General features: G+C 44.8%; 20 protein-coding genes. 15 read left to right on the forward strand and 5 right to left on the reverse strand.

Annotation, left to right across the window (positions count from 1 at the left end; all coding sequences use genetic code 11):
* Positions 1-84: 84 nt before the first annotated feature.
* Positions 85-471 carry a hypothetical protein gene (locus M3205_RS16615; RefSeq protein WP_251170952.1) on the forward strand — a complete coding sequence of 129 codons (387 nt, stop codon included), beginning with the start codon at positions 85-87 and terminating at the stop codon, positions 469-471.
* A gap of 7 nt (positions 472-478) precedes the next feature.
* Here M3205_RS16615 and M3205_RS16620 read toward each other — a convergent pair whose 3' ends face one another.
* Both M3205_RS16620 and M3205_RS16625 read right to left on the reverse strand, forming a co-directional pair.
* Entirely contained in the window at positions 479-3,298 is a 2,820-nt protein-coding gene (locus M3205_RS16620; RefSeq protein WP_251170953.1) for a DEAD/DEAH box helicase, read from the reverse strand.
* On the reverse strand, positions 3,291-4,910 hold the full coding sequence (locus tag M3205_RS16625) for an SWIM zinc finger family protein (protein WP_251170954.1): 1,620 nt from the start codon (positions 4,908-4,910) through the stop codon (positions 3,291-3,293). Before M3205_RS16625 ends, M3205_RS16620 begins: the two co-directional genes overlap by 8 nt.
* A gap of 243 nt (positions 4,911-5,153) precedes the next feature.
* Between M3205_RS16625 and M3205_RS16630 the strand changes: the two genes are divergently transcribed.
* A complete protein-coding gene (locus tag M3205_RS16630) occupies positions 5,154-6,383 on the forward strand; it encodes an MFS transporter (RefSeq protein WP_251170955.1) in 1,230 nt (409 codons plus the stop codon).
* A 298-nt stretch (positions 6,384-6,681) separates the two neighbouring features.
* Here M3205_RS16630 and M3205_RS16635 read toward each other — a convergent pair whose 3' ends face one another.
* Positions 6,682-8,205: an alpha/beta hydrolase gene (locus M3205_RS16635; protein ID WP_251170972.1), complete on the reverse strand. Its 1,524-nt coding sequence runs from the start codon at positions 8,203-8,205 to the stop codon at positions 6,682-6,684.
* A 166-nt stretch (positions 8,206-8,371) separates the two neighbouring features.
* Positions 8,372-8,947: a transposase gene (locus tag M3205_RS16640; RefSeq protein ID WP_251170956.1), complete on the reverse strand. Its 576-nt coding sequence runs from the start codon at positions 8,945-8,947 to the stop codon at positions 8,372-8,374.
* A 190-nt stretch (positions 8,948-9,137) separates the two neighbouring features.
* On the opposite strand from M3205_RS16640, the gene yhfZ reads away from it, so the two are divergent.
* From yhfZ to M3205_RS16690, 10 genes are all read left to right on the forward strand, one after another.
* Positions 9,138-10,070, forward strand: a complete 933-nt coding sequence (yhfZ, locus tag M3205_RS16645; RefSeq protein WP_251170957.1) for a GntR family transcriptional regulator YhfZ — start codon at positions 9,138-9,140, stop codon at positions 10,068-10,070.
* A 68-nt stretch (positions 10,071-10,138) separates the two neighbouring features.
* Positions 10,139-10,513: a PRD domain-containing protein gene (locus tag M3205_RS16650; RefSeq protein ID WP_251170958.1), complete on the forward strand. Its 375-nt coding sequence runs from the start codon at positions 10,139-10,141 to the stop codon at positions 10,511-10,513.
* Position 10,514: 1 nt separating this feature from the next.
* Complete coding sequence (locus M3205_RS16655; RefSeq protein ID WP_061792828.1) at positions 10,515-10,874, forward strand: DUF2620 domain-containing protein; 360 nt, start codon at positions 10,515-10,517, stop codon at positions 10,872-10,874.
* A 27-nt stretch (positions 10,875-10,901) separates the two neighbouring features.
* Complete coding sequence (locus tag M3205_RS16660; RefSeq protein ID WP_251170959.1) at positions 10,902-12,194, forward strand: YhfT family protein; 1,293 nt, start codon at positions 10,902-10,904, stop codon at positions 12,192-12,194.
* Positions 12,195-12,221: 27 nt separating this feature from the next.
* Positions 12,222-13,139, forward strand: a complete 918-nt coding sequence (locus M3205_RS16665) for a phosphotriesterase family protein (RefSeq protein WP_251170960.1) — start codon at positions 12,222-12,224, stop codon at positions 13,137-13,139.
* Positions 13,139-14,281 carry an aminotransferase class V-fold PLP-dependent enzyme gene (locus M3205_RS16670; RefSeq protein ID WP_251170961.1) on the forward strand — a complete coding sequence of 381 codons (1,143 nt, stop codon included), beginning with the start codon at positions 13,139-13,141 and terminating at the stop codon, positions 14,279-14,281. Before M3205_RS16665 ends, M3205_RS16670 begins: the two co-directional genes overlap by 1 nt.
* Positions 14,282-14,308: 27 nt before the next feature.
* Positions 14,309-15,469 (forward strand): YhfX family PLP-dependent enzyme, encoded by a 1,161-nt coding sequence (locus M3205_RS16675; protein ID WP_251170962.1) that lies wholly within the window; start codon positions 14,309-14,311, stop codon positions 15,467-15,469.
* A gap of 2 nt (positions 15,470-15,471) precedes the next feature.
* The gene (locus tag M3205_RS16680) at positions 15,472-16,665 is read left to right on the forward strand and encodes a phosphopentomutase (protein WP_251170963.1); all 1,194 of its coding nucleotides are present in this window, start codon (positions 15,472-15,474) and stop codon (positions 16,663-16,665) included.
* A 406-nt stretch (positions 16,666-17,071) separates the two neighbouring features.
* On the forward strand, positions 17,072-17,689 hold the full coding sequence (locus M3205_RS16685; protein ID WP_251170964.1) for a cell wall hydrolase: 618 nt from the start codon (positions 17,072-17,074) through the stop codon (positions 17,687-17,689).
* Positions 17,690-17,889: 200 nt separating this feature from the next.
* On the forward strand, positions 17,890-18,444 hold the full coding sequence (locus tag M3205_RS16690) for a LysM peptidoglycan-binding domain-containing protein (RefSeq protein WP_251170965.1): 555 nt from the start codon (positions 17,890-17,892) through the stop codon (positions 18,442-18,444).
* A 131-nt stretch (positions 18,445-18,575) separates the two neighbouring features.
* On the opposite strand, the gene M3205_RS16695 is transcribed toward M3205_RS16690, so the two are convergent.
* The gene (locus M3205_RS16695; RefSeq protein ID WP_251170966.1) at positions 18,576-19,049 is read right to left on the reverse strand and encodes a hypothetical protein; all 474 of its coding nucleotides are present in this window, start codon (positions 19,047-19,049) and stop codon (positions 18,576-18,578) included.
* A gap of 283 nt (positions 19,050-19,332) precedes the next feature.
* Here M3205_RS16695 and M3205_RS16700 point away from each other — a divergent pair, with 283 nt between their 5' ends.
* From M3205_RS16700 to M3205_RS25820, 3 genes are all read left to right on the forward strand, one after another.
* Entirely contained in the window at positions 19,333-22,113 is a 2,781-nt protein-coding gene (locus M3205_RS16700; protein WP_251170967.1) for a DUF6359 domain-containing protein, read from the forward strand.
* A gap of 61 nt (positions 22,114-22,174) precedes the next feature.
* Complete coding sequence (locus tag M3205_RS16705; protein ID WP_251170968.1) at positions 22,175-24,154, forward strand: bifunctional metallophosphatase/5'-nucleotidase; 1,980 nt, start codon at positions 22,175-22,177, stop codon at positions 24,152-24,154.
* Positions 24,155-24,419: 265 nt separating this feature from the next.
* On the forward strand, positions 24,420-26,465 hold the full coding sequence (locus M3205_RS25820) for a sigma-54 interaction domain-containing protein (RefSeq protein WP_251170969.1): 2,046 nt from the start codon (positions 24,420-24,422) through the stop codon (positions 26,463-26,465).
* Positions 26,466-26,601 lie beyond the last annotated feature (136 nt).

Here is a 26,601-nt window from a genome sequence, read left to right on the forward strand (position 1 = left end):
GCTGAATAGGTATTAAGAACCAGGGAGGATTTTCACGGAATATGTCGAATATATTTTTTGAAAATAATGAAAGGAGGGGATTTAGTGGGTAAAGGAGATAAAGCCGGGTACCTGTATTTTCAAACAGAAAATAAAAGTCTAAAGACCAATCATCAGCCAAGCTTTTTTGATGCGCTTCAGCTCATTAAGCTCCAGAATAGCAAATCCTATCAAAGAATTCCTCTTAGAAGCCGTACTTCACTTATGTTCAACGACAAGGATAGAACTCTTCACTATAAATTTAATTTCTTATTAAGCCAGGTGGCAATTATCTCAGGGGATAAGAAACCTACATACGAGCTGCTGTCCTGTTTTATTATAAAGGAAGGCAGCAAAGTCACGTTTCTGACGCAAAAACCTAATAAGCCGGAATATGCGAAAATAAAAGAACAGCCTTCAAGACTTTATGCATATCAAAGACTTGAAGACTGAACCAACTTTATGTCAGGTGAACCAGGTCCCGCAGCTCATCTGTTGAAAGCTCGGTAATCCAGTTCTCGCTCGTAATAATCTGGTCATTAAGGGACTGCTTTTTTTCAAGCATAGCATCGATTTTTTCCTCGAGTGTGCCGGTAGCAATCATTTTATGCACATGAACAAAGCGTTTTTGCCCAATCCGGTAGGCCCGGTCGGTCGCCTGATTTTCCACGGCGGGATTCCACCAGCGGTCATAATGGATGACATGGTTTGCTGCCGTCAGATTCAAACCGGTTCCGCCGGCTTTAAGCGACAGCAGGAATACAGGGAACTCATGATTCTGAAAACGGCTGATCATAGAATCCCGTTCGTTCTTTGGCACGCTTCCGTTTAAAAACGGCACGTCGAATCCGAATTGTTTTTTCAGCAGGCGGGCGATCATATTCCCCATTTCGATATATTGGGTAAAAATCAGGCAGCTTTCGCCCTGTTCGTGAACAGCACCGACAAGTTCGCTTAATTTCTCAAGCTTTACAGAACGCTCAAGGACATGCTTAGGCTTCTCTTCCTTTAAATAAAGGGCGGGATGGTTGCACAGCTGTTTTAAACGGCTTAATAACTGCAAGATCAGCCCTTTGCGTTCAAAGCCGGAAAGCTTATCGATCTGTGCGAATGTATCCTGAACTAGCTGCTCATATAAGGAAGCCTGCTCAGCAGTCAGCGGACAATATTCCTTCTGCTCAAGCTTATCGGGCAGGTTAAGGGCCACATCCTCATCCTTCTTCGTGCGGCGGAGCAGGAAGGGGCGGATATAGGCCTGCAGCTGCTTCACTTTATTTTTGTCTTCATCCTTCTCAATGGGAAGAACATAGCGCTTCTGGAACTGTCCGAGACTGCCGAGATAGCCATGGTTCGTAAAATCAAAAATGGACCAAAGCTCGGTCAAGCGGTTTTCCATCGGTGTTCCGGTGAGAGCAATATGGTGCTTGCCCTTTAACTTCCGGACAGCCCTCGATTGCTTTGTCTGCGCATTTTTAATGTTCTGGGCTTCATCAATCGAAATGGAGCTCCACTCGATTGCTTCAAAATCCTCCAGATCCATATGGGTGAGTCCGTAGGAGGTCAGCACAATATCAGACCCCATTACTTTTTCAGAAAAGCTTTCGCCCTTCAGGCGGTTGGATCCGTAATGGAGATATACGCTCATGCTAGGGGCAAAGCGCTCGATTTCCTTCTGCCAGTTGCCGAGAACAGATGTAGGGCAGACGATGAGAGATGGGCCGCTGTCTTCATCCTTTTTAACTTTTAAAAGATAAGAGATCAGCTGAATCGTTTTTCCAAGACCCATATCATCTGCCAGAATGGCGCCAAACCCATAGCGGCGCAAAAACAGCAGCCAGCTCATCCCAAGCTTCTGGTAAGGGCGGAGGTCACCCTTAAAGCTTGCAGGGACCTCTTCAAGCGGAAGGTTTTTAATATCCCGCAGCTGCTTCACCATCTGTTTCCATTGGCGGTTAAGCTCAATCTGAATCCGGGCAAATGTTTTAGGATTATCCAGCTCATCTTCCTGTGAGCTCCCGTCAGCCATAAGCTCCTGCTCGATCAAATCACGGACATGCAAACCTTCTTTTTCCGCTTTCTTCATTAAATCCTGGATATGGCGGACAAAGTGTGGATCCAGCTTAATCCACCGCCCGCGAACGTAGACGAGCCGTCTTTTCTCCTCTACCATGCCCCGGAATTCTTCCTCTGTTAAGTCAACGCCATTCATGCTGAAGCGCCAATCATAATCGAGCATCGACTGAAGACCGACAAATGAGGGGCGATGGCCTCCGGTTCCTTTCACTTTTGCTTTTACCTTCAGGCTTGCATTCTTCATAGCCTGCCACCACGATGGAAGCAGAATTTCAACGCCAAGAGCCAGCATGGTTTCGCTTGCCTCCGTCAGAAAAGTCCAGGCTTCATCCTCTGTCAGCATAGTCGAAATCTCGCCGGGCTTGCCTTCAAGCCAGGGGAAAAGCTCCAGCCAGCGCTGGATCTCTTTTTCAATAGAATCTTCATAATCATGCCATTCATCCGGATAATTCGAATAGTCCTTGTAATCGACAAATACATCCGGGGTGTTCTTTCCCCGCAGAAAAATCGTCAAATCCCAGCTTGTATCGATATCCCCGGGCTCTTCCAGCTTAAGTCCGATCGAGAAAGGAGCTTCATTTGCTTTGACCCCGATCCATTCCTGCCAGCTTTCTTCATCAAAATAAGCTGCAAGGTCACGTGGTGAGAGATGCTCACTCCGCAAGGCTTCAAGCTTCTCGCCGAACTGTGATTTCGCGTCCTGGTTTTGATTCATATAGCCATCAAGGGAGTGGTGAAATAAATCCCCGATAAATTCCCTGACTGGAGAGTCTTCTACTGTCTGCTCCCAAAAGTTTGTGCCGAATTCGGCGATCACACTTTCCGGCAGTGCCCAACGGAATTGACCTTGTTCCCAGGCTGCAAAATCCGGCATCCATTCCTGGTCCACGATCGAATCATAAAGAGCATGGGAGGAGGCCAGCAGAACTTCGGCCGTTTCATCCCAGCTCCAATCAATCAAGCGGTTGAATTGCTCTGCCGCAAACAGAGTGACCAGCTGCCATCCACTTACAGAGATGCCTTTAATTCCGTCTGTCTCTTCAGCATCAAGCATGGTTCCAAAAAAGCTTTCCCTGTGATGGATAAAAAGAAGCTGCATCCATTCCTTCGGAGAAAGCAGGCGACCTTCTTCATCAACAGCAAAAATCAGGTAGCGGTCATTGTTTATTGTTTTCACTTTCACATGAAGAAATCTCGTTTTAAGCATCGATTAGCTTACCCCTTTTGCATTCTTCCTGAAAAGCGCGGAGACGTTTCGTTTTTTCAAGCAGCAATTCAAGAAAAAGCTGCCAGTCGTCTTGGCGTTTCAGCTTGTTATACAGAGTGCGAAGCTTTTTCATTTTCCGGACAGCCTCGCGGTAATGATCTCTGTTTTTCATATTAATGTGGCCCGTGATGGATTGATGATATAGCGGCAGGAGGATGGACGGCTCCTTTTTGCTGATTTCCCTGATCCGGTCCTTGCCAAGAGAATCAAGATCAAAGCCAATGAACGCCTGCAGGTCCGCCCATTTCATGAATTCGCCTTTTTCAAAAAGCAAATATTCATAGTCATTATAGCTGTACGGCAGCGTCTCCATCAGTGCCTTCTCATACAAATCCATTTTACTGCTTTCCAGGCAATAAGGAGAAATCGCCTTGATGGACATCCGGGTAAAATCCATGCAGGCGTAATAGTCATCAATTTCCTTCAGATAATCACGTAATTTATGGATAAATGCTTCTGCATACGGGCCCATCCTATTCCAGTCCTTATTGGCTGAAAAGTAATCGAGCCAGTAAAGTATATAAGGTGTCATTAAGACATTCGGCACATTGAGAATACGAAGTGCCTGTTCATCATTGCGTTCAAGAATCTGAAGATGCACAAAGCCTGCCACTGACGGCATGTTTGCCTCTTCTTTGACCAAGGGTTCCAGCCTTTCGATCTCTGTTTCACGCCACTCTTTCTTTTTAAAAAAATGCGTCCATAACAGTCGATATAAATGGGTCCGTTCATACTCCATCCCAAAGGAACTGTTGATCAATCCGGCAGAATCATCCTTTAGCTTTTCGATAAATTGATCGAACGCGAAGGGGAGAGAGTGCACCGACAATTTATTCATGATCTCGACGGAATCTTCCATAAGGGACTGATAGAGATGGCGGTAGTAGCGATCAATCAATTCCTCGCCATGGCCGTACTTTCTGCTCAGTGCCATCAGCTTTTTAAAAGAAAAAACATAGCCGATCAGAAGGTAGAGCAGCTTCCATTCCTGTTCTACCGGTGCTCCCGCTTTCATGCGGCGCAGATACACATGGAAAAGCTCAGGCAGGACATAAGGACGGGGTTCTCCCTGTTTTTCCAGCAGTTCGGTAAAGCTTTCCTCAAATCCGTCAATCCATCCGTCATAGCCTGTATTCTTCTTCTGGCCGGAGGATTTCAGCAGATCCTTCGCTCTTTGAAGTCCCCAATTCTTGGCGGTCTGCTTTTCCTTGATCGGCTTCCGCCATTCTTCAATCCACATGGACACACTTCTGGCTTTAGAAAGAAGCTGCAGAAACACAGCAGTCTGATGCCGGCAAAAACCTTCGGCAGGACAGGAACACTCACTCAAATGGATAAACTCCAAATCCAGTTCAACCTTTGCGGGAGTCACGTCCTGTACGGTCGCCGACACCTTATCACCGTCAAAGCGCAGCTGATACACAAGCCCCTGCCGAAAAAGCATCAGCCCCTTCTGCACCAGGCGCACATCCTCATCATTCTCAGCCCGAAGAAGCCCCTTCAGCTCATTCGCTGCAAACTCCAAAGGCTCCAAAAACCGCTCCGGAATCATCCTTTCTACCCCCTTGTTGGTGACAGGCACCACCCGAATTTTGTCGAATTTATTTAGAACAGGGCTCCCGCAAAACGGGTTAGTCGACCCTGTAAAGTACATTCCTTTATTATAACATTTTGGACAGTTGGAATGAAGGTGTGCGCTGTTTCGGAAAAAGTGAGGGAAGTTTTGAAAGGAAATCGGGCGGGGGGAATTTTCGATTCCTTTTAAAGGAAATGGTATGATGAATTTAACGCTTTAATGGAACAGGGTGAAAAAATGACTGCTGTACAAGCTCGACAACTGGAAACAAGTAAATATTCGCTGCAGGATGCAGGGTTCAAAAAAATGATGATTGCAATGACAAGTGCCTCCATTTTAGTATTCGCCAATTTATACTTTGTGCAGCCGATTATGCCGCTGTTGGCAGATTCATTTGACGTAACATCAGCAGCAGCCGGTTTATCACTGTCTGTTACTGTAGTTTCTATGATTTTAGGATTATTATTTTTCGGATTTCTGTCTGATCGAATCGGGCGGGTTTCCATTATGAATTCCACACTTGTCTGCACCATGATTCCACTGGTGCTATTGCCAATTGTGCCTAATTTTGAAACCTTTCTGGTGCTTCGCTTCCTGCAGGTCTTTTGTATAGCGGGCCTGCCCGCAGCAGCCATCGCCTATTTAGGGGAGGAACTCGAACCAGGCAGCATCAGCCTCGGCATCACCATGTATATTGCAGCGAATGCTATTGGCGGAATGGCCGGCCGCATCTTCGTCGGGTATATTGCAGATATGGCCAGCTGGCAGACTTCTGTCTACTGCCTGTTTGGATTTTCCATTTTACTATTCATCATTTATTTTATAACTCTGCCAAAATCTCATTATTTTAGTCCTAGTAAAAGATCTGTACAAAATGACTTGTCAGGAATGGCTTCACACCTGAAAAATACGAAGCTTTTCCCTGCATTCGCGATGGGGATTCTCCTCCAATTCTCGTTTACAGGAGTATGGACGTACCTGCCTTTTTATCTCGAACAGGACCCCTTTAATCTCTCTGTGAAAAATATTTCTTTTACCTACCTGGCGTACAGCTTTGGTATAGCGGGCTCCATTCTGGGTGGAAGGTTATCCTCTTATTTCAGGCAAACCACATTGGTATCGTTTGGAACTGTCATTTTAATAGGAGGGACCTTGCTTACAAATGTGCATTCTTTATCGGTAATTGTGATAGGCCTATGCCTGACCTGTCTGGGGTTCTTTGTGGCGCATTCACTAATGGCGGCTATTGTAAATGAGCGCGCTGCCCATCACAAATCCGGTGCCTCGAGCCTCTATCTTGTAAGCTATTATCTTGGAGTCGCAACCGGTGGGACGCTTGCCGGCCTGGTATGGCAGACTGGTGGTTGGACGGGGATTACCATGGTTTCCTTTGGACTGCTTCCGGTAGTGATGTGGCTGATGGCGGGCAGCAGGAAAGTTCTTCGCTAATGGGGGAATTCGTCCAGTGGGAACCCTAATTTGGTCTCCGGAGTCCAAACATAAGCACGATAGCAAGTAGAGACTTACTTATTTACAAAAATAATATTGAATAACCCCAATCTATAGCGATCGGGGCATCTTTTTTCTGAAAAAATTACTTTGATAGCCTCTAATGTGTAGCTAAAATCAGTTTCTGTGCGGATAGGTTCAATTTCTGTGCGCATAAATTTGTTTCTGTGCGTATAACCCAAATTTCTGTGCGGATAGAAATTTTTCTATGCATTCACTGGTGCTTCAGATACCACCTTTAACGAGGATCCCGCTCCTCCCCAGTCTTCAAATCAACAACCTTCACAGGGTTATCCGGTGCACCCACCGTTTTGCTCCCAGGGGCTGCATTGCCGTTTTCCACCCAGTCAACAAGCAGGTCAAATGATTGATGAGCATAAGGCAGAAGCGGCTGAAGTTCTTGATCAGGATCCGTGCCGGGGTTCCAGACAAGGCTGTCAACATGGTTCCCATTCTCAACCGTATACATTCTGTGCAGATCCTGCTTTCCGGCCTTCTTAACCAGCCTTTCATATCCCTTTGCATGGATCTCCGGGAAAATCAGCGAGTCCAGTGACCCCGTAAAAGAGATCAGCGGCACATCGATATCTCCGGTATTGGCCACGGCCTTAATATTATTCTTCACTTCCTTCGGTCGGGTCACATACTTGTAATCTTCAAAAATATGATCAAAGGATCGGTCTCTCACGCCATCTACGAAGTTCAGGTAATTGCTCCATTCCGTCCGTCCAGGTGCTTCCGGGTCGAAATGGTCCCGGTAGATATTCAGCGAGACGAACCAATAAACCTGATCATGGTAGGCCCACAGTTTTTCAGATCCCTTAGGCAAGCCTGCTTTGTATAGCTCTTTTACCGCCTTTTTCTGTTTTTTGCCGCTTCCATACAAAGCTTCCTCTGCATGATTCACAACAGTGGTCAGGGAACTGATCAAATTATCCTTTTTCTCCGTCCATAAAACGCCTTCCCAATCGACTCCTCCATCAAAAAGGCGGGGTTCGCCGGTTTTCTCAGGACCGTCATTTTCAAGGGCATAGCGCACGACGTAGCCGCCATTGGAAATTCCCATCGCATATGTAGGAACCTTATGGTCTTCAGATATTAAATCACTTGCCGGGTCAGCCGAGCCTGGATCAATAAGTCGATCCGAATAATGGCTGACCAAGTACTGCTGTGCGGCTTTTGTAACCTGGCGGAAACGCTGATGCCATTCAGCAACACTATCATCCTCATCAGCCAATGCATTCTTTACTTTTGCCAATGGATCAGCCGGATCCTCCTCGCCCTGGGTGCCTTTGTCAGTTGCCGCAAACGCATATCCTTTCTCCAGTACATAATCGCTGAAAAGCAGGTCGGTTGACGTTTCATTTCGCGTAGCGGGTATCCCCGAAACAACCAGGCGACCATTCCAGTGATCCGGAACCCTAATGACAAACTGGGCATCTTCAAAAATACCATTTACCTGAGTCCCCGTTACAGAAGCAGGCTTGTACAATTGGTGCCAGCCGGTTCCTTCTGCTGCATTACCCCATAGATACGGAGCCAGGCCGATATTGCCGTAAAGGGTTGCCTGCTCATACTGAAGGGGATTCTTAGTAGTGAGCCAATTGTCACCAGCTCCGTCGAAGTACTGTTCTGTTACTGAATGAGCGCCAGGAATGATTACCTGGTTCATGAGCGAAGTCGGCTCAGCAAAGCCTTCTCCCGGAAAAAATGAAAAACTTAAAGCAGAAGCAAGTGATAACGCAATAAGCTTATTTTTCAGTTAAATCCACTCCCATTTGACAAAATTTATTACAGTTCTATTCTACTTTTACTAATTATGGGAATCATGGGCCTTAATGATTAATTATTTGAATTTTCTGTCCATATAGGGTGACAGGTACCTATACCAGTTATAGACCACTAATCCCTATTCCTATGGTGACAAACTAAATATTGAGTTGTTCAATTTTAAGGTCTTTTACCATCCACCTGCAGTAATTTTGTCTTTGCATCTTTTCGTCAATTCCGGAAAAGAGGTCTGTTATGGAGTTGAAGTTAAGGTAATCAGGAGTTTGCTGCTGTGGGTAATAATAGAAGGGGAAGCTTGACCAGCGGTAATTTTGGGGAGCATCCGTAATATTTGCTTCAACAGGATTTAAGTGAATATAGCGGCTAACCTCCAGAAGCCCATAGAGGTCATAAATAGGCTTACTGAAGAATCGTTTCTCAAATAAATGTCCCTGTACTTGATATCTTTTATTGTAATAATCAGCGTAGTATTTATTAACGTTTCTCATTACCCTGGAAAGTGAGGAATCTTGAGTTTTTATCATGAGATGATAGTGGTTTGACATTAGACAGTAGCTGGCAATTTCGAAGCTGGAAGAACGATGAGTATAGTGAAGGATATTTAAAAATGAGATAAAGTCTAAATCGTCTTCAAACAAGTTAGCCCTCCAATTACCACGGCTAACCACATGGTGGTAATGATCGGGACTCCAAATTCTTTTCGGGCGTGTCATTCTATATTCTCCTTTCATAATTCTCCTTATAAGTATTCTCTCCTTGGAGGAAGAATTCCTTTAATTCGACAAAATTCGGGTGGTGCCTGTCACCGTTTTTAGAAAACTCTTGAAATAACCCCCCATACCAGCTAAACTAATAATATACAGTTTTTCGTATATTGAATAGAAGGTAAAGAGGTTGTGCGATATGAGCCGTATTTGGGAAAGTTTATATTCAAAGAATGGGCTGGCTGCGAAGTTTATTGCGAAGGAGCTTATTCAGTTTTCGGAGGGGGAGAGAATCCCCCGGGTGAGTGATTTTACTGACAAACTATCCCTGGGTCGAGGGACTGTGCAGGGGGCATTGAGAGTGCTGGAGGATCTGCATGCCATCTCGCTTGAATCCAGAGGGCATTTGGGAACGTTTCTGAAAAAGAGGGATATCAACCTGCTGTATGAGATTGCAGGCATCGGACCGTTGATGGGTGTTATGCCGCTGCCCTATTCCCGGAAGTATGAGGGATTGGCGACTGGCATTGTCGAGGGCTTTGAGGAAATCAACAAAAAGTCCGGCCTCGCTTATATGAGAGGAGCCCGAAGGCGGGTCGAATCATTAAAAACCAGGCGCTATGATTTTGCGATCATGTCCCAGCTGGCGGCAGAAGAGGCCGTACAGGAGTTTGACGGACTGGAAATACTCCATACTCTTGGACCGGAGACTTATGTCACGTCCCATAAAGTCTTTTTTTCAGATAGCAAAAACAGACAAATCAAAGATGGCATGAAAATTGGAATCGACTATTCATCCGCTGACCAGGCCAATATCACCCTCCTTGAATGTGAAGATCACAAGGTTGAACTTATAAAAGTAGACTATATGCAACTTTACATTATGCTGAAAAACGGCACTATTGATGCGGCGGTTTGGAATGCGGATGAAGCGAGAGCACTTAAAACGTTTGCCTCCTCCGATTTTAAGTCGAAAAGAGCAAAGGAACTGGCCGTAAAAGCAACCACAGCAGCCATTGTCATAGAAAGTGAAAGAATAAATATCAGGGAACAAATCCAGCTCCTCCAGTTCAATAAAGTGGAAGAGGTCCAAAGGCTTGTAGAGGAAGGGAAAAAATATCCGCACTATTAAGAAGCTAAAGTTCTAGTTTCTTAGCAGCATTAATATACTAAATACTGTATTTTGGAGGGGTTAAAGCTATGGATCTTAACCAACTGCAAGAAAGAATGGATATCCTAATAAGCTCGTCTGTTGTCAGCACAAAAGCAGCTGATATAACGACACTGGCTTTTATACATCTGCAGTCGCACTTGAAAAAGGATGCCATTGACGGGGCGGAAATGCTTTTCACCCATTTGCCGACAGCTCTGACAAGAATTGAAGAGGAGGAACAGGTTGAAGCTCCCCATCCTGCCCTGCTGGATGAAGTCAAACAGTCACCGGAAGCATCCACAGCATTGAAGGAAATCGATTTTGTACAGCAGCAATGGAAGAATCAGCTCCCCCAAGAGGAAATCGATTTTCTGCTCATCCATTACACAAATGTACTGCAAATCAACAAAGGAGGAAATTAAGATGAAAATTGTAGTTGGCGGACAGGTGGATAAAAAGGAGATTGAGAGTTTAATAAAGGAGATTGACAGCAGCATAACGACGATGGTCAAATCGGATCTCGAAGCGGCGATGGCCGTTAAAACGGGACAGGCAGATTATTATGTAGGAGCCTGCCATACAGGAGGCGGCGGTGCTTTAGCCATGGCGATTGCCCTTCTCGGCAAGCCGAACTGCGAGACGGTTTCCATGCCAGGGAAGAAGCCTGTTGAGGAGAAAATTGTAACCGCTGTCAGCGAAGGGAAGAAGGCATTTGGATTCACAGCTGACCACAAAGAAGCCGCAGTGCCTATGATTATCAAAGCCTTAAAGAATAAAAGCTAATCCATTTTAATTGAGGGGGAAAAAGAAATGGAAATGACATTAATTATCCTGATTGGTGCCGTTGCTGCTGTCTTGGCCAATATGAATATTGCGGTTTTCAATGATGGCCTTCGTCCAATTGTCTCGGAACACGTGGAAGGGCGAATGACAAGACGGGACTTGGCCTTCACTGCCTTTGCAATGAGCTTCGGCCTGGTAATCGGATTTGGTATACCTTTTACACTCTCGGCGAGTATCATCCTTGTTCACAGTATCCTGCTGGGAACAGACATTATCGGATTGCTGACGCCGAAAAATAAGTGGGGAACACCGCTTGCGGCTGTGATTGGCGGTGCTTATGGAGCTGGGCTGTTAATCGGGCTCGAAGGCTTTGTAAAGCTGTTCGATTATCTGCCGCTTAATTTCCTTGAAGCAATGGGAGCGGTTGGGACTCCAGTTGTCGTAACATTTATGGCATTCCCGGCACTTGCGGTTGCGATGCAGTTCAGCGTGAAAAAAGGGGTTATTACGTTTATCGTATCAGCATTGATCCGTCAGCTGGCTGTCTGGCTGAACGAAAGCGGAGTTCTGACGATTTCAGGCACGACAGTAACACTGAACCAGGAAGGAATGGCCCTTATTACAGGAATGATCTTCCTGCTTGTTTTTGCCATGAAGGAAAAAGCTGAAGAAGGCTCCTCCATCGACCTTGCTGCTGTATTTAGTGACAAAGTGGCTAAAATCAGAAAAAATGTTGTGTTCTTTATGGTTATTGGCGGCCTTATTGCCGCTGCTACAAATCTTTGGATCATGGCAGGAGATCCGATCTCTCTAAATCTATTAGCAGAGGGCAAATCAACAGATGCCGGAATTGCTGCGGCTGCACGTGCGTTAGGCTTTATCCCGCTTGTCGCCAGTACAGCAATCGCAACAGGTGTATACAGCCCGGTCGGATTCACACTCATTTTCGTCGTCGGATTTTTCTCCCCGAATGTTTGGGTAGCCTTAATCGGCGGTGTCATCATTATTTTCATTGAAGTTATGCTATTAAGCTCCATTGCGAGATTCCTTGATAAATATCCCGGTGTGCGTAATTCCGGAGAAAATATCCGCAGTGCCATGACCAAGCTTTTGGAAGTAGCGCTATTAATCGGCGGAGCGAATGCTGCCAATGCGATTGCACCAGGGTTCGGCTTCTTCTTCATTGCCGGCTTCTATTTGCTCAATGAAGCGGCTGGGCGTCCAATTGTCCGCATTGCGGTCGGCCCTGTGGGTGCCATTGCAGTCGGAATCATAGCCAATATTCTGGTTGCAATTGGAATCATGAACATACCTCAGTAATAAACAAAGAGAACGGAGCGGACAGCCATGATACAAACCGTACTTGGAAAAATTGATCCGGAAAAATTGGGGATTTGCTCGGCTCACGAGCATCTCTCCATTGATCTTTCGCGGGTAAAAAAAGATCCGGATACGATACTGGATGATGAACAGGGCATGTGTGAGGAACTGGGGGATTTTTACCGTCTCGGCGGGAGGTCGATGGTCGAAGTGACAAATGACGGCATGGGCCGGGATGCTTCCCTGCTAAAAAGGCTAAGCGAGGCAACTGGGGTTCACCTTATTACATGCACAGGCTTCTATAAAGATCCTTATATTCCGGACTTTGCCGACGGCTGGAAAGCGGAGCAGTTTGCACAGCATTTTATCAAAGAGGCAACGGAAGGAATCGGAGATACAGGCATACTACCCGGAGTCATCGGGGAAGTGGGCACAAGCAAAAATGAAATGAAGCCAATCGAACGCGATCTCTTAATAGGTGCTGCGATGGCCGGAATCGAGACTGGCCTTCCGGTAACCACCCATACAACGCTCGGAACACTCGGACTTGAACAGGTAGGGCTGCTGACGAAGCATGGCTTGCCGGCTGATCAGATTATCATCGGCCATCAAGACCTCAACCCGAATAAAGACGAAGTTCTCGCTGTTTTGGAAACAGGAGCTTATATCGCGTTTGATACGATTGGAAAAAATAACTACCGTCCAGATGAAGAAAGAGCTGACTTTCTTCTTGATTTTATAAACCGCGGATATGAAAAGCAAATTCTCCTTTCAGCTGACTTAACCCGCAAATCGCATTGGAAGAAGAATGGTGGCCCGGGCTACGGTCTTGTGCTTGAGACGTTTATTCCAAAATTGAAGAAATTCGGAGTGCCGGAAATCATCCTTCATCAATTTCTGACCGTCAATCCATCCAGAGCTTTTTCAATAAGGGAGCGATCATAATGTCCACATACAACAGAGCCCAATTAAAGTACGCAAATTCAGTTTTGCCAAGCTTATCCATACAGGAAGCACAAGAAAAACAATTCAAACTGGTCGATAGAATGAGCCGTCATTTCAAAGGCAGGCAATTTTTATCGATGGGAGACCTTGGAGTTTCTCCAACATTTAAGCGCCCGGAACAGACCTGCCTTGTGGAAAAGGTTCTGGCTGATTTTTTTGAAACAGAAGACTGTGCCCTTGTCAGGGGAGCTGGAACAGGTGCGATCCGCAATATTCTAAGCATGCTTCTGTCTCCTGGAGATGAAATGTTCATTCACACGGCCCCTGTTTATACGACGACAAAGGAAACGCTAAGAATCTTAGGGATCAAAACAGTCCAGGCAGATTACAATCATCTGGAGGAAGTGAGAACGGCCATCAGGACTAATCAAAGTCCTAAAGTTTTCTATATTCAGCATGCCCGCCAGCAGCCAGCAGATCATTACCAATTGGCCGAAGTCATTAAAGTTGTGAAAGAAGAACGCCCGGATCTTCCAATTGTCGTGGATGACAATTACTGCGCATTGAAGACAAAGGGGATTGGCGTGGAATTAGGAGCGGATTACTCCACCTTTTCCGGATTCAAGCTTCTCGGGCCGGAGGGAATTGCGGTCATTGCCGGCAAGAAAGAAGCCATCGAACGAGTCCATCACTATAACTATTCGGGCGGCGGCCAGGTTCAGGGTTACGAAGCCATGGAGCTGTTAAGGATGATGACCTTCGCACCTGTATCGCTGGCTATTCAAAACGAGCAGGTGGAAGAGCTCTGTCGCCGTCTGAATGAAGGCGCTGTGAATGGAATTCGCGCCGCCTACATGACGAATGCCCAATCCAAGAACGTCATTGTAGAGCTCGAAGATCCGATTGCCCAAAGTGTGATCAGCATCAGTGATGAGCATGGGGCAGCCACTCATCCGGTTGGAGCGGAATCGAAATATGAAATCATTCCGATGATTTACCGTGTTTCAGGCAGCTTTTTAGAAGCACAGCCTGAGCTGAAGGATTATGGACTGCGCATCAATCCGATGAAATCAGGAGCGGGCACAATCATTGGCATTCTAGAAAAAGTGATACCTCTTGCAAAAGAAGTGCAGCATCGTTGATACCCGTAAATAAAGGGGGAAACTTCCATGTTTTTAGATGTAACAAAGCGCAGAAATCCTAAGCTGATTCAATCGGGTGTCACCTTGCATCAAAGCGGGCAGATACCCCCGAATACGTACGTGATTGACCTCGATATACTCGGAGAGAATGTTGCAGCTATGGCAGAAACGGCAAAAAACCATGACTTTACGCTTTATTTTATGAGCAAGCAGCTTGGAAGGCTTCCGTTTATAGGCCGGTTTATTGCAGAGCGTGGCATCGAAAAAGCGGTCGCTGTGGAATTCGATGAAGCGAAAACACTGGCAGAAGGCGGCGTGAAAATGGGAAACGTCGGCCACCTGGTCCAGCCGGGAAAAAACCAGTGGAAGGAAGTACTGTCATGGAATCCTGAGGTCATTACCCTATTTTCCCTTGCACGTGCCAGACAGCTTTCTGAAGCGGCTGTTCAATTGGATAAGGTGCAGGATGTACTTCTCAGGGTATATGCAGAAGGCGATATGATTTACCCAGGACAGCAGGGCGGCTTCCGATTGGAAAAGTTGGATGAAGAGCTTTCCGAACTGGCTAGGCTTCCGGGTATTAACTTAGCAGGCGTCACAACCTTCCCGAACTTTCAGCTGTCTGAAGATAAGAAAAGCATGGAACCGACACCTAACCTTACAACCCTTTTAAAAGCCAAAGAGGTTCTGGAAGGAAAGGGCATTACAGTAAAACAGGTAAACGGCCCAAGTGCGACCAGCTGTGAAACCATACCGTTATTGGCAGAAGAGGGTGTAACACATGGAGAACCGGGACATGCCCTTACCGGAACGACCCCGCTGCATGCGTACCGAGATCTCCCCGAGAAACCTGCCATTGTATATGTAACGGAAGTATCCCACCAGGATCAGGATCATTATTATGTCATGGGCGGCGGCTATTACGGGCGTTCCCACTTAACCGGGTGCCTGATCGGCGACAATGAAAAAGATATATTGAAGCAGCGGGTAAAAGCAATCGAGCCCGATTCTGAAGCAATTGACTACTATGGTGCAATTAAGAAACCGGACGGATTTCAGATTTCTGAAGGAGATACAGCTGTTTTCTCTTTCCGCACCCAGGTGTTCGTCACCAGGGCTCATATTGCCCTGGTAAAAGGAATTCAAAGCGGAAAGCCGCAACTGGTTCACTTTGAGAGGAAGTGGTAAGGATGGCAAAAGCAATTCTGCTGGTGATTGATAGCTTTGGCATCGGCGCAATGGAGGATTGCGGAGAGTTCAGCCCTTCTGACTGCAGAGCCAATACCTATAAGCATATCAGGGAATCGGCTAATTTTTTAGAAATACCGACCTTATATAGGCTTGGGCTGGGAACACTTGTGGATGGGAAGGAAGCCCCTGCCAATGCGTACGGCTACTCGGCATTGGCCCATCACGGGGCAGACACATACCTCGGGCACCAGGAAATTGCCGGGAGCTGCCCGAAGCGCTCGAATAAACGACTGATGAAAGACATTCATCCAGATCTGGCCAAGGCATTAACGGAAGCAGGCTATGAGGTTGAATACCCATGGAATGACCGCCCGGTGCTATTAGTAAATGGTGCCTGTGTCATCGGGGATAATCTCGAATCTTCATTGGGAAACATCATCAATTTAACTGCTGATTTTAAAAGAATGCCTTTCCAGAAATTAAAGGAAGTCGGAAAAATTGTCCGGCAAAATGTAGACACCAGCCGGGTCATTGCGTTTGGAGGACCCTATACAACCATTGAACATATCCTGTCAGTTGTTCACGAAAAAAAACCAGGCCAGTGGGGAGTGGATGCCCCAAAGGCCAAAGTGTACGGCAAAGGCTATGAAGTCTATCACATGGGCTACGGGGTAAACATAGACGGACAATTTCCGATGATCGCTGCCCGGCATGGCCTCAAAGTCCACCGGATTGGCAAAACGGCGGATGTCCTGCATGGCGAAGGACCCGCAGAACCAATTGTCGATACTGAAAAAATATTACAAGCTGTGGAGAGTGCATATTTAGAAGAAAAAGAGGATGCCGCATTTCTGGTAAATGTACAGGAAACAGACCTGGCAGGACATGCCGAAGATACAGAATGGTATGCGAGCCTGCTCAATACAACCGATCAGTGGCTCGCAGAATTCCTGCCCAAAATGGCAGAGGAGGATCTGTTAATCACCATGGCCGACCATGGCAACGATCCGACCATCGGCCATTCCAACCATACGAGAGAATACGTCCCGATCCTCGCTGCCGGTAAGCGGGTAAAACCGGTTAACATCGGAAAGCGCAATTCGATGGCTGATGTCGGGGCAACATTCAGCGAGTTTTTTGGATTGCCTGCCACTGAGGAAGGCGAGAGTTTTTTGAAGATGATGATAGATTGAGAGAGATGCTGGAGCCGGAATGGTTTCAGTATTCTTTGTATGTTTTCGAATTTTTTCAATTGCCACGGGAAAAGCTGTCAGCAGGATAAAAAGAGGTTTTGCTTCACCAATGAGGTCGCAGCTTCAACAGACCAGCAGGAGGATGCAGTAGGAAAGATTTCAGAAATGACCCTTCAGCTGAGCAGACTTTCGAAATAGCTGGAACAGTCTGTGGAGAAGTTTAAAATATAAAATGTAGGCCGTTCTCTAGGGAGTGCGGCTTTTTCTTTTATCTGCCTGTCCCTTTGTCCTATCCGGAAAATTAAACCATTTGAACGAGTTTCCTAAGTTGTCTCTAGGGAAAATACAAAGGGTAAGGAAAGGAGGGAAGTTTGGCTCCACATAATACATAAAGAGGAGTGTCTAAATGAAATGTATAAAATGGATTACAGCCGTTGCCGCCATGGTATTTGTGCTGAGCGTCAGCCAGCCGAAAGCAGATGCAGCTGTATTTAAGAATGGCTCAGCAGGCCCGGAAGTTACATATATTCAATCAGCATTGCAAAAGCTTGGGTATTTTAATACAGACCATACAGGGTATTATGGAACGGTAACAGAGAACGCAGTAAGAAACTTTCAATATGATTTCGGTTTAGCTGCAGATGGCATCGTGGGAGTGAACACAGCAGAAATGCTTAGGAATGTGGACATGCTGGCTCATGTCGTTTATGGGGAAGCGCGCGGGGAAAGCTATGAAGGCCAGGTGGCAGTTGCCGCTGTCATTCTCAATCGTATGGAGTCAAATGAATTTCCGGATACATTCTCCAATGTGATTTTCCAAAAGAATGCCATTACAGCGGTGAATGATGGACAGTACTGGCTGCAGCCTGATGCTACAGCTTATCAGGCAGTAAAAGATGCCTTTGATGGATGGGATCCTACCGGCGGTGCTGTCTATTATTACAATCCTTATACAGCTACGGATCAATGGATATTTACTAGAACAGTCATTAAACAAATCGGCAGTCACAATTTTGCCTATTAAAATTGAGGCACCTTACCTGCACAAACGGGAAAAGGTGCCTTATCTAATTCTGTAGGAAAATTCGAACCCAAATCTGGTAATTTTTATTACGAATATATTAAAAACGTCTTAATTTGTAACAAAAAAAGTGTTTTACTGACATCTTTCTGTTATCTAAGGATGCTAATATGTTCCTATCAAGGGACATAAAAGGAGATATCATGAAGAAATTAGTAATCTATCTAATCACAGCTGTTTTTCTATCGTTTGGATTTTCCAATGTCACTTCAGCCGCAGGAAATACGTATACAGTAAAAAAGGGAGATACCCTTTGGGCCATCTCTAAAAAACATAACGTTACCGTAAACCAAATCAAATCTTGGAATAAATTATCTTCAGATACAATAAAACCAAAGCAAGTGCTTAAAGTTACTGGAGCTGCAGCACCTAAAAAGACAGCTGTAAAGGCTGCATCAACGAAGTCTTATAAAGAAATTAAAGTAAAAGCAACGGCCTACACTGCCAGCTGCAAAGGCTGCAGCGGCATTACCTATACAGGAATTAACCTGAAAAAGAACCCGAACGCCAAGGTTATTTCAGTCGATCCGAAAGTCATTCCATTAGGCTCTAAAGTTTACGTTCCAGGATATGGGGAAGCGATTGCGGGAGATAGAGGATCTGCCGTAAGAGGAAATAAAATTGATGTATTTATCCCGAACAAACAGCGTGCCCTTCAATGGGGAAGCAAGACAGTGACAATCAAAGTATATAAATAATAAAATGAGAGAATCTCCCGAGCGGAGGCTCTTTTTTTGTTTGGTAGATTGCTTTCTTAATAGGTGAACGCTGCAAATAGAAATAGTGAACCTGCAAATAGACCCTGAATTTCTGCAAATAGGGCCAGCAATCAGCAAATAGCATCCTTCCCCCCACGCAAAGGAGAGCATCTTCCCGTATGGGAGTCTCTCTTTTTAGATGGGAGGAATGCTCGCGAAATTGTGAACGCTGCAAATAGAATCAGCGAACCTGCAAATAGATCGAGCAAAAATGCAAATAGCCGCCGAACTTCTGCAAATAGACCAGCAAAAATGCAAATAGCCGCCGGACTTCTGCAAATAGACCAGCAAAAATGCAAATAGCCGCCGAACTTCTGCAAATAGAGCAGCAAAAATGCAAATAGCCCCCGAACCTCTGCAAATAGACCAGCAAAAATGCAAATAGCCCCTGAATTTCTGCAAATAGGGCCAGCAATCAGCAAATAGCCACCGGACTTCTGCAAATAGACCAGCAAAAATGCAAATAGCCGCCGAACTTCTGCAAATAGACCATCAAAAAATGCAAATAGCCCCCGAACTTCCGCAAATAGGCCAGCAATCACCAAATAAATCCTTCTCCCCACGCGAAGAAGAGAATCTACCTATATTTATAATTACCCCGCTAAAGTTTATTTACTGAGATTTGCCTGAAAAACACTTCTAGTCCAAATAGAGTGGTAACACTCTCTTCTGAAGTCCTTATTACTCATTGAGATACATGAATATTTACTCATTTTTGCATATTTACTCAATTTTTACAAATATCAGATTGTATGCCAAAAAGAAGAGTGATTTACTAGAGTGGTAGTGTATGTAAGCGTTATAAAATAAGAAATAGGAGAGGATTATATGATAGAGAAGCAGCGCATAAAGTTCATTAGCTTTATGAGTATTTGTGCATTTATTCTTAGTCTATTCAGTCCGTTTGCCATGGCTAGTGCAGAAGAATTGAAGTCTGTGGCAGAAGCGATTGCGGATAATAACGGAACAGCAACGGTTGAAGGATATATTGTGGGAACAACCGCTAATGGGCCGAAATATACCCATACTGGCCCATTTTCAGTAAATACAAATTTGGCCATTGCCGATTCCCCAAGTGAAACCGACCCCAGTAAAATACTGCCGGTTCAATTGCCGAGTAATTTTATCAGGACAGAGCTGAATTTAAAGGACAACCCGGATCACCTCGGAAAAAAGGTCCAGATTACAGGCTCTCTTGAAGCATATTTTACGGTCCCGGGTTTAAAAAGCCCAACAGCTTACACGTTTGCAGAAGATACTGGCATACCACAGGTTACAGCGGTTACAGCTTCCCCTGAAGCGGGTCCTGTTAAAGCTGGAACAGCAGTAGAACTATCGACCTCCACTGATGGTGCAGTAATTCATTATACAGTTGATGGATCAGAACCAACGGCTGAAAGCACAGTATATTCCGATCCAATCATCATTAATGAAGAAACGACAATTAAAGCGATAGCAATCAAAGACGGTTTAACAGACAGCAAGGTATCAGTATTTCAGTACATGATTGGGCTGGAGGATTTGCGCATTCATGATATTCAAGGTGCCGGCCACTATTCCCCATATGCGAACCAGCAGGTTACAGATGTTGAAGGAATTGTCACCATGGTGGTGGACAGCAGCAATTTCTACATGCAGGATCAGCAGCCTGATGAGGATGAAAAAACATCAGAAGGAATCCTCGTTTACAAAAAGGGTCACGGTGTATCAGCAGGAGATGTGGTATCCGTATCAGGACAGGTTAAAGAGTGGGTGCTTGACGGCTATGCTGAAAAGCTTGAGACAGATTTGCCTGTAACCGAAATTAATGCCTCAGCCATCAATAAATTAGCTTCAGGTCAGGAGCTTCCGGCCCCAGTCATTCTAAGTAAAGAGAACCTGCCAACTGAAGTGATCGATAACGATGGCTTTGGTGAGTTTGATCCGGAAGAGGATGGCATCGATTTTTTTGAAAGTCTGGAAGGCATGCTGGTTCAGGTGGACAACGCTAAAGTAGTTGCTCCGCAAAATTACGGTGAGCTTGTAGTTGTTCCTGGAGATGTGGATACAAACACAACGGCAGGCGGACTGCGCATTTCAGAAAACGATTTTAACCCGGAGCGAATCACTCTTGATATTGACGATGAAGACTTTGTTGCCAAAATGGGCGACAGCTTCAAAGGAAGCATCCAGGGTGTTGTCAGCTACGGCTTCAGTAACTATAAAGTATTAAGTGATGCAGACGCATTGCCAGAATTTGTTGAAGGCTCTGCAGTAAGAGAAGAGACCAGTCTTACATCAGAAGAAGACAAACTGACTATTGCTTCCTATAATGTTGAAAACTTCTCAACCAAAACGGATGCGGAAAAGGTTACAAGATTAGCAGAAGCAATTGTTGACAACATGAAACAGCCGGATATTATCGGCCTGACAGAAGTTCAGGATAATGACGGACCAACAGATAGCGGCACAACAGAAGCGGACCAAAGTGCTGCATTATTAATTGCAAAAATTAAAGAGCTTGGCGGTCCAGCCTACACATATACAGACATCGCCCCGATAGATAAACAGGATGGCGGTCAGCCTGGAGGAAACATCCGTGTCGGCTTCCTTTATAACACAGAACGGGTAACCTTAGCCCCGGGAGAAAAAGGGTCAGCAACTGATGCAGTTGATTTTGAAAACGGCAAACTGACGCTAAACCCAGGGCGTATTGATCCAACAAACGAAGCCTTTGAAAATAGCCGTAAAGCATTAGCCGCGCAGTTCGAATTCCAGGGCGAAAACGTCATTGTAGTAGCTAATCACTTTAACTCAAAAGGCGGAGATCTTCCGTTATTCGGTAAGGTGCAGCCGCCAGTCTTAAACAGTGAAATCCAGCGCATGAAAATCGCTAACGTGGTTAACGGCTTTGTAAAGGAAGTTAAAGCTGAAGACCCTGATGCGAATATCGTCCTGCTTGGGGACTTTAATGATTTTGAATTCTCTAAGCCTTTACAGGCACTGAAGGGTGCGGAACTGACGAATATGATTGAAAAAGTTCCAGCAGAAGAGCGCTATACTTACAATTATCAGGGAAATGCACAGGTACTGGATCATATTTTAGTATCCAACAATCTGGCTGAGAAAACAGAAGTTGATATTCTTCACATCAACTCAGGCTTCATGGAAGAGCACGGCCGTGCAAGTGACCATGACCCTGTCCTGATTCAGACAAGCCTAAAGCCTGCAGCCAAGCCGGAAGAGCCTAAATATGATCATATTTTCAATCTGGTAAACTATCATGCAAAGAAATTCGTGGTAGGACAACATAATGCATTAGTTGTAATGGATGCAAATTCCCGTCTCTCAGAAGGACTATGGCTGAAAAAATCAGCTGCAGTGAAAGGCGAAGGCCTAAAACATACAAAAGTCGTCATCAGCTCCGCTAACAAAGGGGCAGTTGTGGATCTGACAGGATCAGAAATTAAAGAAGTCATGATCGAAAGTGACAAAGTCGTGGAAATCCGCGGTGCTGAAAATGTGCAGAAATGGACACTTGGCAAAAAAGCGGATCCATCTCATATTATTTTCAAAGATTCAGACGGGGAGATAATGGAGTCTCCTTATGAGGATGAGAAAGCGGCATAACAGAGTAGCCGGAGTGCAGCAGCTCCGGCCTTCAATCCGAAAATGGAAAGGAGCATTTATTATGAAATTACCTATTAAAGTATTATCAACAGTAGCCTTATCAGCAGCATTAACCATCTCTACAGCCATTCCGGCAGGCCTGGTTTCAGCAAATGATACTCCAGCTTCAGATTTCACACTTTCTTTAATGCATACCAATGACACACACGCCAATATGGACAATGCCGCAAAGAAAGTGACGGCAGTAAAGGAAGTAAGAGAAGCAAATCCGGATGCCCTGCTGATTGATGCAGGAGATGTGTTTACCGGAACTTTATATTTTAATAAATTCCTAGGACAAGCTGATCTTGAATTTATGAATCTCATGGGCTATGACATGATGACTTTCGGTAATCATGAGTTCGATTTGGGTTCAAGTGCGGAAGGTCACAAAGCACTGGCTGACTTCATAAAAGGTGCACAATTCCCATTCGTCAGTTCAAATGTGAACTTCTCTGAAGATGCCAACCTGCAGGGTTTATTCAGTGATCTTATATCGAGTGACCCTGAGGATGGAAAAATATATAATGGCATCATTAAAGAAGTGAATGGCGAAAAAGTAGGATTCTTTGGATTAACGACAGCTGAAACAGCAAGCATATCCAGTCCAGGTAATGTTACCTTCGAAAATTATCTTGAAGAAGCAGAAAAGGCTGTAGCAGCATTCGAAGGCATGGGAATCAATAAAATAGTGGCTGTAACTCACATTGGCTATGATGATAATCCAAATGTGGATAATGATTTAATATTGGCTGCTCAGGTAGATGGGATTGATGTGATCGTGGGGGGACACAGCCATACGCAATTAGATGAGCCGGTGGTTGTGGCAGAAGACGAAACAGGTGCAGCAAAGGATCCTACTGTCATTGTTCAAGCCGGCCAGTACAATAATTACCTCGGAACGCTGGATGTACAATTTGACGAGGCAGGAAAAGTCGTTGGGCACGCTGGCCAGCTTATTAATATAGCGGATAAAGCAGAGGACCCTGAGGCGGCAGTGCTTCTTGAAAAGTACTCTTCCCAAATAGAAGAATTAAAGAACGAGGAAATCGGAGCAGAAACTTTGGCTGCCCTTGAGAATCCCCGTACAAGCGGAGACAACACAGGACCAAGTGTACGGAAAAATGAAACACCACTGGGCAATCTGATTACAGACGGCATGCTGGCAAAAGCAAAGCAGTATGACAGCAATGTAATCATGGCACTTCAAAATGGAGGCGGAATTCGTGCGGGTATTGACGCAGGGCCAATCACTGTTGGCGAAGTAATCACGGTTCTTCCATTTGGCAATACATTAGCCACTATGGAGGTAACGGGAGCTGAATTGAAAGAGGCCTTTGAAATCAGCGTGGGACAATATCCTGCAGAAAATGGCGGCTTCCTGCACGTGTCAGGTGCAAAAGTAAAATTCGATTCGACTAAACCTGCCGGTGAGCGGATTGTTTCGATTGAATATAGGAATGAACAGGGCACATACACTGAAATCCAGGACAATCAATCCTACACAATTGCTACGAATGCATTCACAGCCAAAGGCGGAGATGGATATACAGTCTTCGAAAAAGCATACCAGGAGGGCAGGGTAACAGATCTTGGACTCTCTGACTGGGAAAACTTTGCAGAACACCTATCGGGCCTGGGTACTATCACACCCGCAGTGGAAGGGCGCATTGTAGATGTGGACAGCCTGCCTCCTGAAACAGAGCTGGAATTCGAAAAGGAATATAATCTTACGGATGATAAAAAGAAGAAATTAGTAGTGAATAAGGTTTCCTTTATTAATGTGGAAAAAACCGCAAAAATCAAAAATGGCATCTGGCTCAAAAATTCTGCTGTCCTGCAGGGTGATGGCCTTAAAAATGTGAATGTCCGTGTAACACCTAAGAAAGAGCCAATCATCGTAGACTTTAGCGGTGCTGAAGTGAAAGAGGTCATTATTGAGAAAAGTGATTTAGTGGAGCTTCGAGGAGCGGAGAATATTAAAAAGCTTACTATCAAATAAATTCTCTGAATGGGGATAATAAAACGTCTCTTTGCTTTTTCTAATCCAAGTGAATCAAGAGCAGGACTTAGCAAACTATCTTTGCAGAGTCCTGTTCTTTTTTGTTTCCTAATACATTCTGTGATTGAGCATAAAGACAGAAACTAAAGGTTAGATCAATATGATTTTAACTTTATTCCATTCTGGATAATCAGCCGTCCTTCATGTACGCTAAGAGAAATGGAATTTCCTACTAAAATAGTATTTTTTCCAGAGGAGGACAGTTGTGAAGAAGGTTCTGATCGTTACCTATACTAAAAATACTTTGAGGGCACTGGTGGAACAGTTAAATGAAATTGGCCTGCAAGAGTATGTTGAGATAGAAGGAAGAACAGTTGATGAGCTTGATTACTCCTTTATGATGAAGTATTCTCTTGTGGTTGTATCAAGCAAAATTGTTTATACCATGGTAAAACCCTATTTGACTGAAGATATGCCGACAATCATTACAAGAAGAACTATTAATTATGGAAAAATTAGAGATCTTCTTGACATTCCAAAAGGCACTCAGGTGTATCTGGTGAGTGACATGAAGCAATCGGCGGAAGAGACGACGGGTATATTGAAGGAAGCGGGAATTGATTTGGATTTTTATCCTTATTTTTCGCAGGAAACTCCCCGTCTGGAGATTTCAATTGCCATTACAGCTGGGGAGCCGCAGCTGGTCCCAAAGCATATTGATAAGATTATTAATATTGGGAGCCGCCAAATCGATATTTCAACATTAGTAGAAATATATCATCATTTTCAAATTTCCCCCTTTTCGCCTACTACTCACTTGTCAGCCCGGTATATGCAGTCATTAGTAGATTTGACAAAAGATTTAAGTGGAGAAATTCTGCGATCCCGGATTTTGCAGAAAAGCCTGGACAGTATTGTTCAAAATATGAACGATGCTGTGCTGGTTTATAATAATTTTAATGTAATCGAACATTTCAATTTGAAAGCGGCAGAGCTTCTTGGTCTGTCTGCCGACAAACATACGATCCATAGTCTTGCTCCTTCTTACTATGAAGCAATGATGAGTATGGCCGTTGGGCAGGAGACTTTTGTGGAAATAGAGAATGTCGCTTTTTACATGCAAAAGAAACGGATTATTCTTGATGAACAGGTGTACTCGACCCTGATTGTATTCAGAAAAGTGGAGGACTATCAGAAGATTGAGTATGACTATCGTTCAAAAGCGAAGCAGAGGAACCTGGTTGCACGGCATACCTTTGATGATATTAAAACGCGAAGTGCGTCTGTCCTTGAGATGATAAAAATTGCCCGGCGGCTTGCTAAAAGTGACTCAACCATTCTTGTCCTTGGAGAAACAGGAACCGGAAAAGAGGTTCTGGCACAAGCGATTCATAATGCTTCACCAAGGACCTTCCAGCCGTTTATAGGAGTAAACTTTGCTGCAATTTCTGAGAGTCTGATGGAAAGCGAGCTGTTTGGCTATGAGCCGGGTGCATTTACAGGGGCAAGGAAAAACGGGCATATCGGTATGTTTGAACAGGCGCATAAGGGAAGTATTTTCCTGGATGAAATTGGTGATGCCTCAGCTGTCATTCAAAACAGACTTTTAAGAGTCCTTCAGGAAAGACAGATTATGAGGGTGGGAGGAGACCGGATGATTCCGCTTGATGTCCGGGTAATTGCCGCTACAAATAAAGATTTGCAGCAGCTAATAGAGGAAGGTATGTTCAGGGAAGATCTATATTTTCGGCTGAACGTCCTGCCCTTAAGACTTCTTCCGCTAAGGGAAAGGAAAAAGGATATTTCTTTATTAATCAATATTTTTGTTAAAGAATTTCAGGAAAAGCTGGGAAGAGAATCATTCGTCTTTTCGGAAGGGGCCATAAAGTGTTGTGAAGGATACCATTGGCCGGGGAATATAAGAGAGCTGCGAAACGTAGTCGAATATGCAGCTCACATCAGTGAAGATTATGTCTACAAAGAGGAACTGCCATTCTGGCAATCAGCATCCTTATCTGAGGATGAGAGCTGGAACGATCTTCACTCTCTTTATAAAATATTTCAGGAGAGAGGCTTTCTTCATGAAATTCTGATGCTTCTCGATTTTTTGAACGAAGTAACATCGGCCGGCCGCTCGGCAATGGCTGCTCATTTGCTGAAAAATGGCGTTATGCTGACAGATCAGCAGCTCCGGTACCGGCAGAAGCTTTTGAATGAGTATGACCTGATTGTAGTAGAACAAGGAAGAACGGGCAGCAGGATTACTGAAAAAGGGAAAATGTTCTTAGCGCATGAAAAAAGCAAGTGTTAGCTACACTTGCTTCAGTTTGTAGACAAAAGGGGTTCGGAATAGTCTCATTCCGGACCTCTTTTTTGAATTTTATTGGCTTTGAAGCATTTTCAGATGATGATAGACCTCTCCGAGGTCATCTTCTAGGCCATTTCTG

Origin of the sequence: Cytobacillus firmus (assembly GCF_023715565.1) — a bacterium.
In the GTDB taxonomy this organism is placed as follows: domain Bacteria; phylum Bacillota; class Bacilli; order Bacillales; family Cytobacillaceae; genus Cytobacillus; species Cytobacillus firmus_C.

Excerpts from the sequence above, each read along its gene's own strand:
- M3205_RS16620 (WP_251170953.1), bottom strand. The coding sequence starts at position 3,298 with ATGCTTAAAACGAGATTTCTTCATGTGAAAGTGAAAACAATAAACAAT.
- M3205_RS16625 (WP_251170954.1), bottom strand. The coding sequence starts at position 4,910 with ATGATTCCGGAGCGGTTTTTGGAGCCTTTGGAGTTTGCAGCGAATGAG.
- M3205_RS16630 (WP_251170955.1), top strand. The coding sequence starts at position 5,154 with ATGGAACAGGGTGAAAAAATGACTGCTGTACAAGCTCGACAACTGGAA.
- M3205_RS16640 (WP_251170956.1), bottom strand. The coding sequence starts at position 8,947 with ATGACACGCCCGAAAAGAATTTGGAGTCCCGATCATTACCACCATGTG.
- yhfZ (WP_251170957.1), top strand. The coding sequence starts at position 9,138 with ATGAGCCGTATTTGGGAAAGTTTATATTCAAAGAATGGGCTGGCTGCG.
- M3205_RS16650 (WP_251170958.1), top strand. The coding sequence starts at position 10,139 with ATGGATCTTAACCAACTGCAAGAAAGAATGGATATCCTAATAAGCTCG.
- M3205_RS16655 (WP_061792828.1), top strand. The coding sequence starts at position 10,515 with ATGAAAATTGTAGTTGGCGGACAGGTGGATAAAAAGGAGATTGAGAGT.
- M3205_RS16660 (WP_251170959.1), top strand. The coding sequence starts at position 10,902 with ATGGAAATGACATTAATTATCCTGATTGGTGCCGTTGCTGCTGTCTTG.
- M3205_RS16665 (WP_251170960.1), top strand. The coding sequence starts at position 12,222 with ATGATACAAACCGTACTTGGAAAAATTGATCCGGAAAAATTGGGGATT.
- M3205_RS16670 (WP_251170961.1), top strand. The coding sequence starts at position 13,139 with ATGTCCACATACAACAGAGCCCAATTAAAGTACGCAAATTCAGTTTTG.
- M3205_RS16675 (WP_251170962.1), top strand. The coding sequence starts at position 14,309 with ATGTTTTTAGATGTAACAAAGCGCAGAAATCCTAAGCTGATTCAATCG.
- M3205_RS16680 (WP_251170963.1), top strand. The coding sequence starts at position 15,472 with ATGGCAAAAGCAATTCTGCTGGTGATTGATAGCTTTGGCATCGGCGCA.
- M3205_RS16685 (WP_251170964.1), top strand. The coding sequence starts at position 17,072 with ATGAAATGTATAAAATGGATTACAGCCGTTGCCGCCATGGTATTTGTG.
- M3205_RS16690 (WP_251170965.1), top strand. The coding sequence starts at position 17,890 with ATGAAGAAATTAGTAATCTATCTAATCACAGCTGTTTTTCTATCGTTT.
- M3205_RS16700 (WP_251170967.1), top strand. The coding sequence starts at position 19,333 with ATGATAGAGAAGCAGCGCATAAAGTTCATTAGCTTTATGAGTATTTGT.
- M3205_RS16705 (WP_251170968.1), top strand. The coding sequence starts at position 22,175 with ATGAAATTACCTATTAAAGTATTATCAACAGTAGCCTTATCAGCAGCA.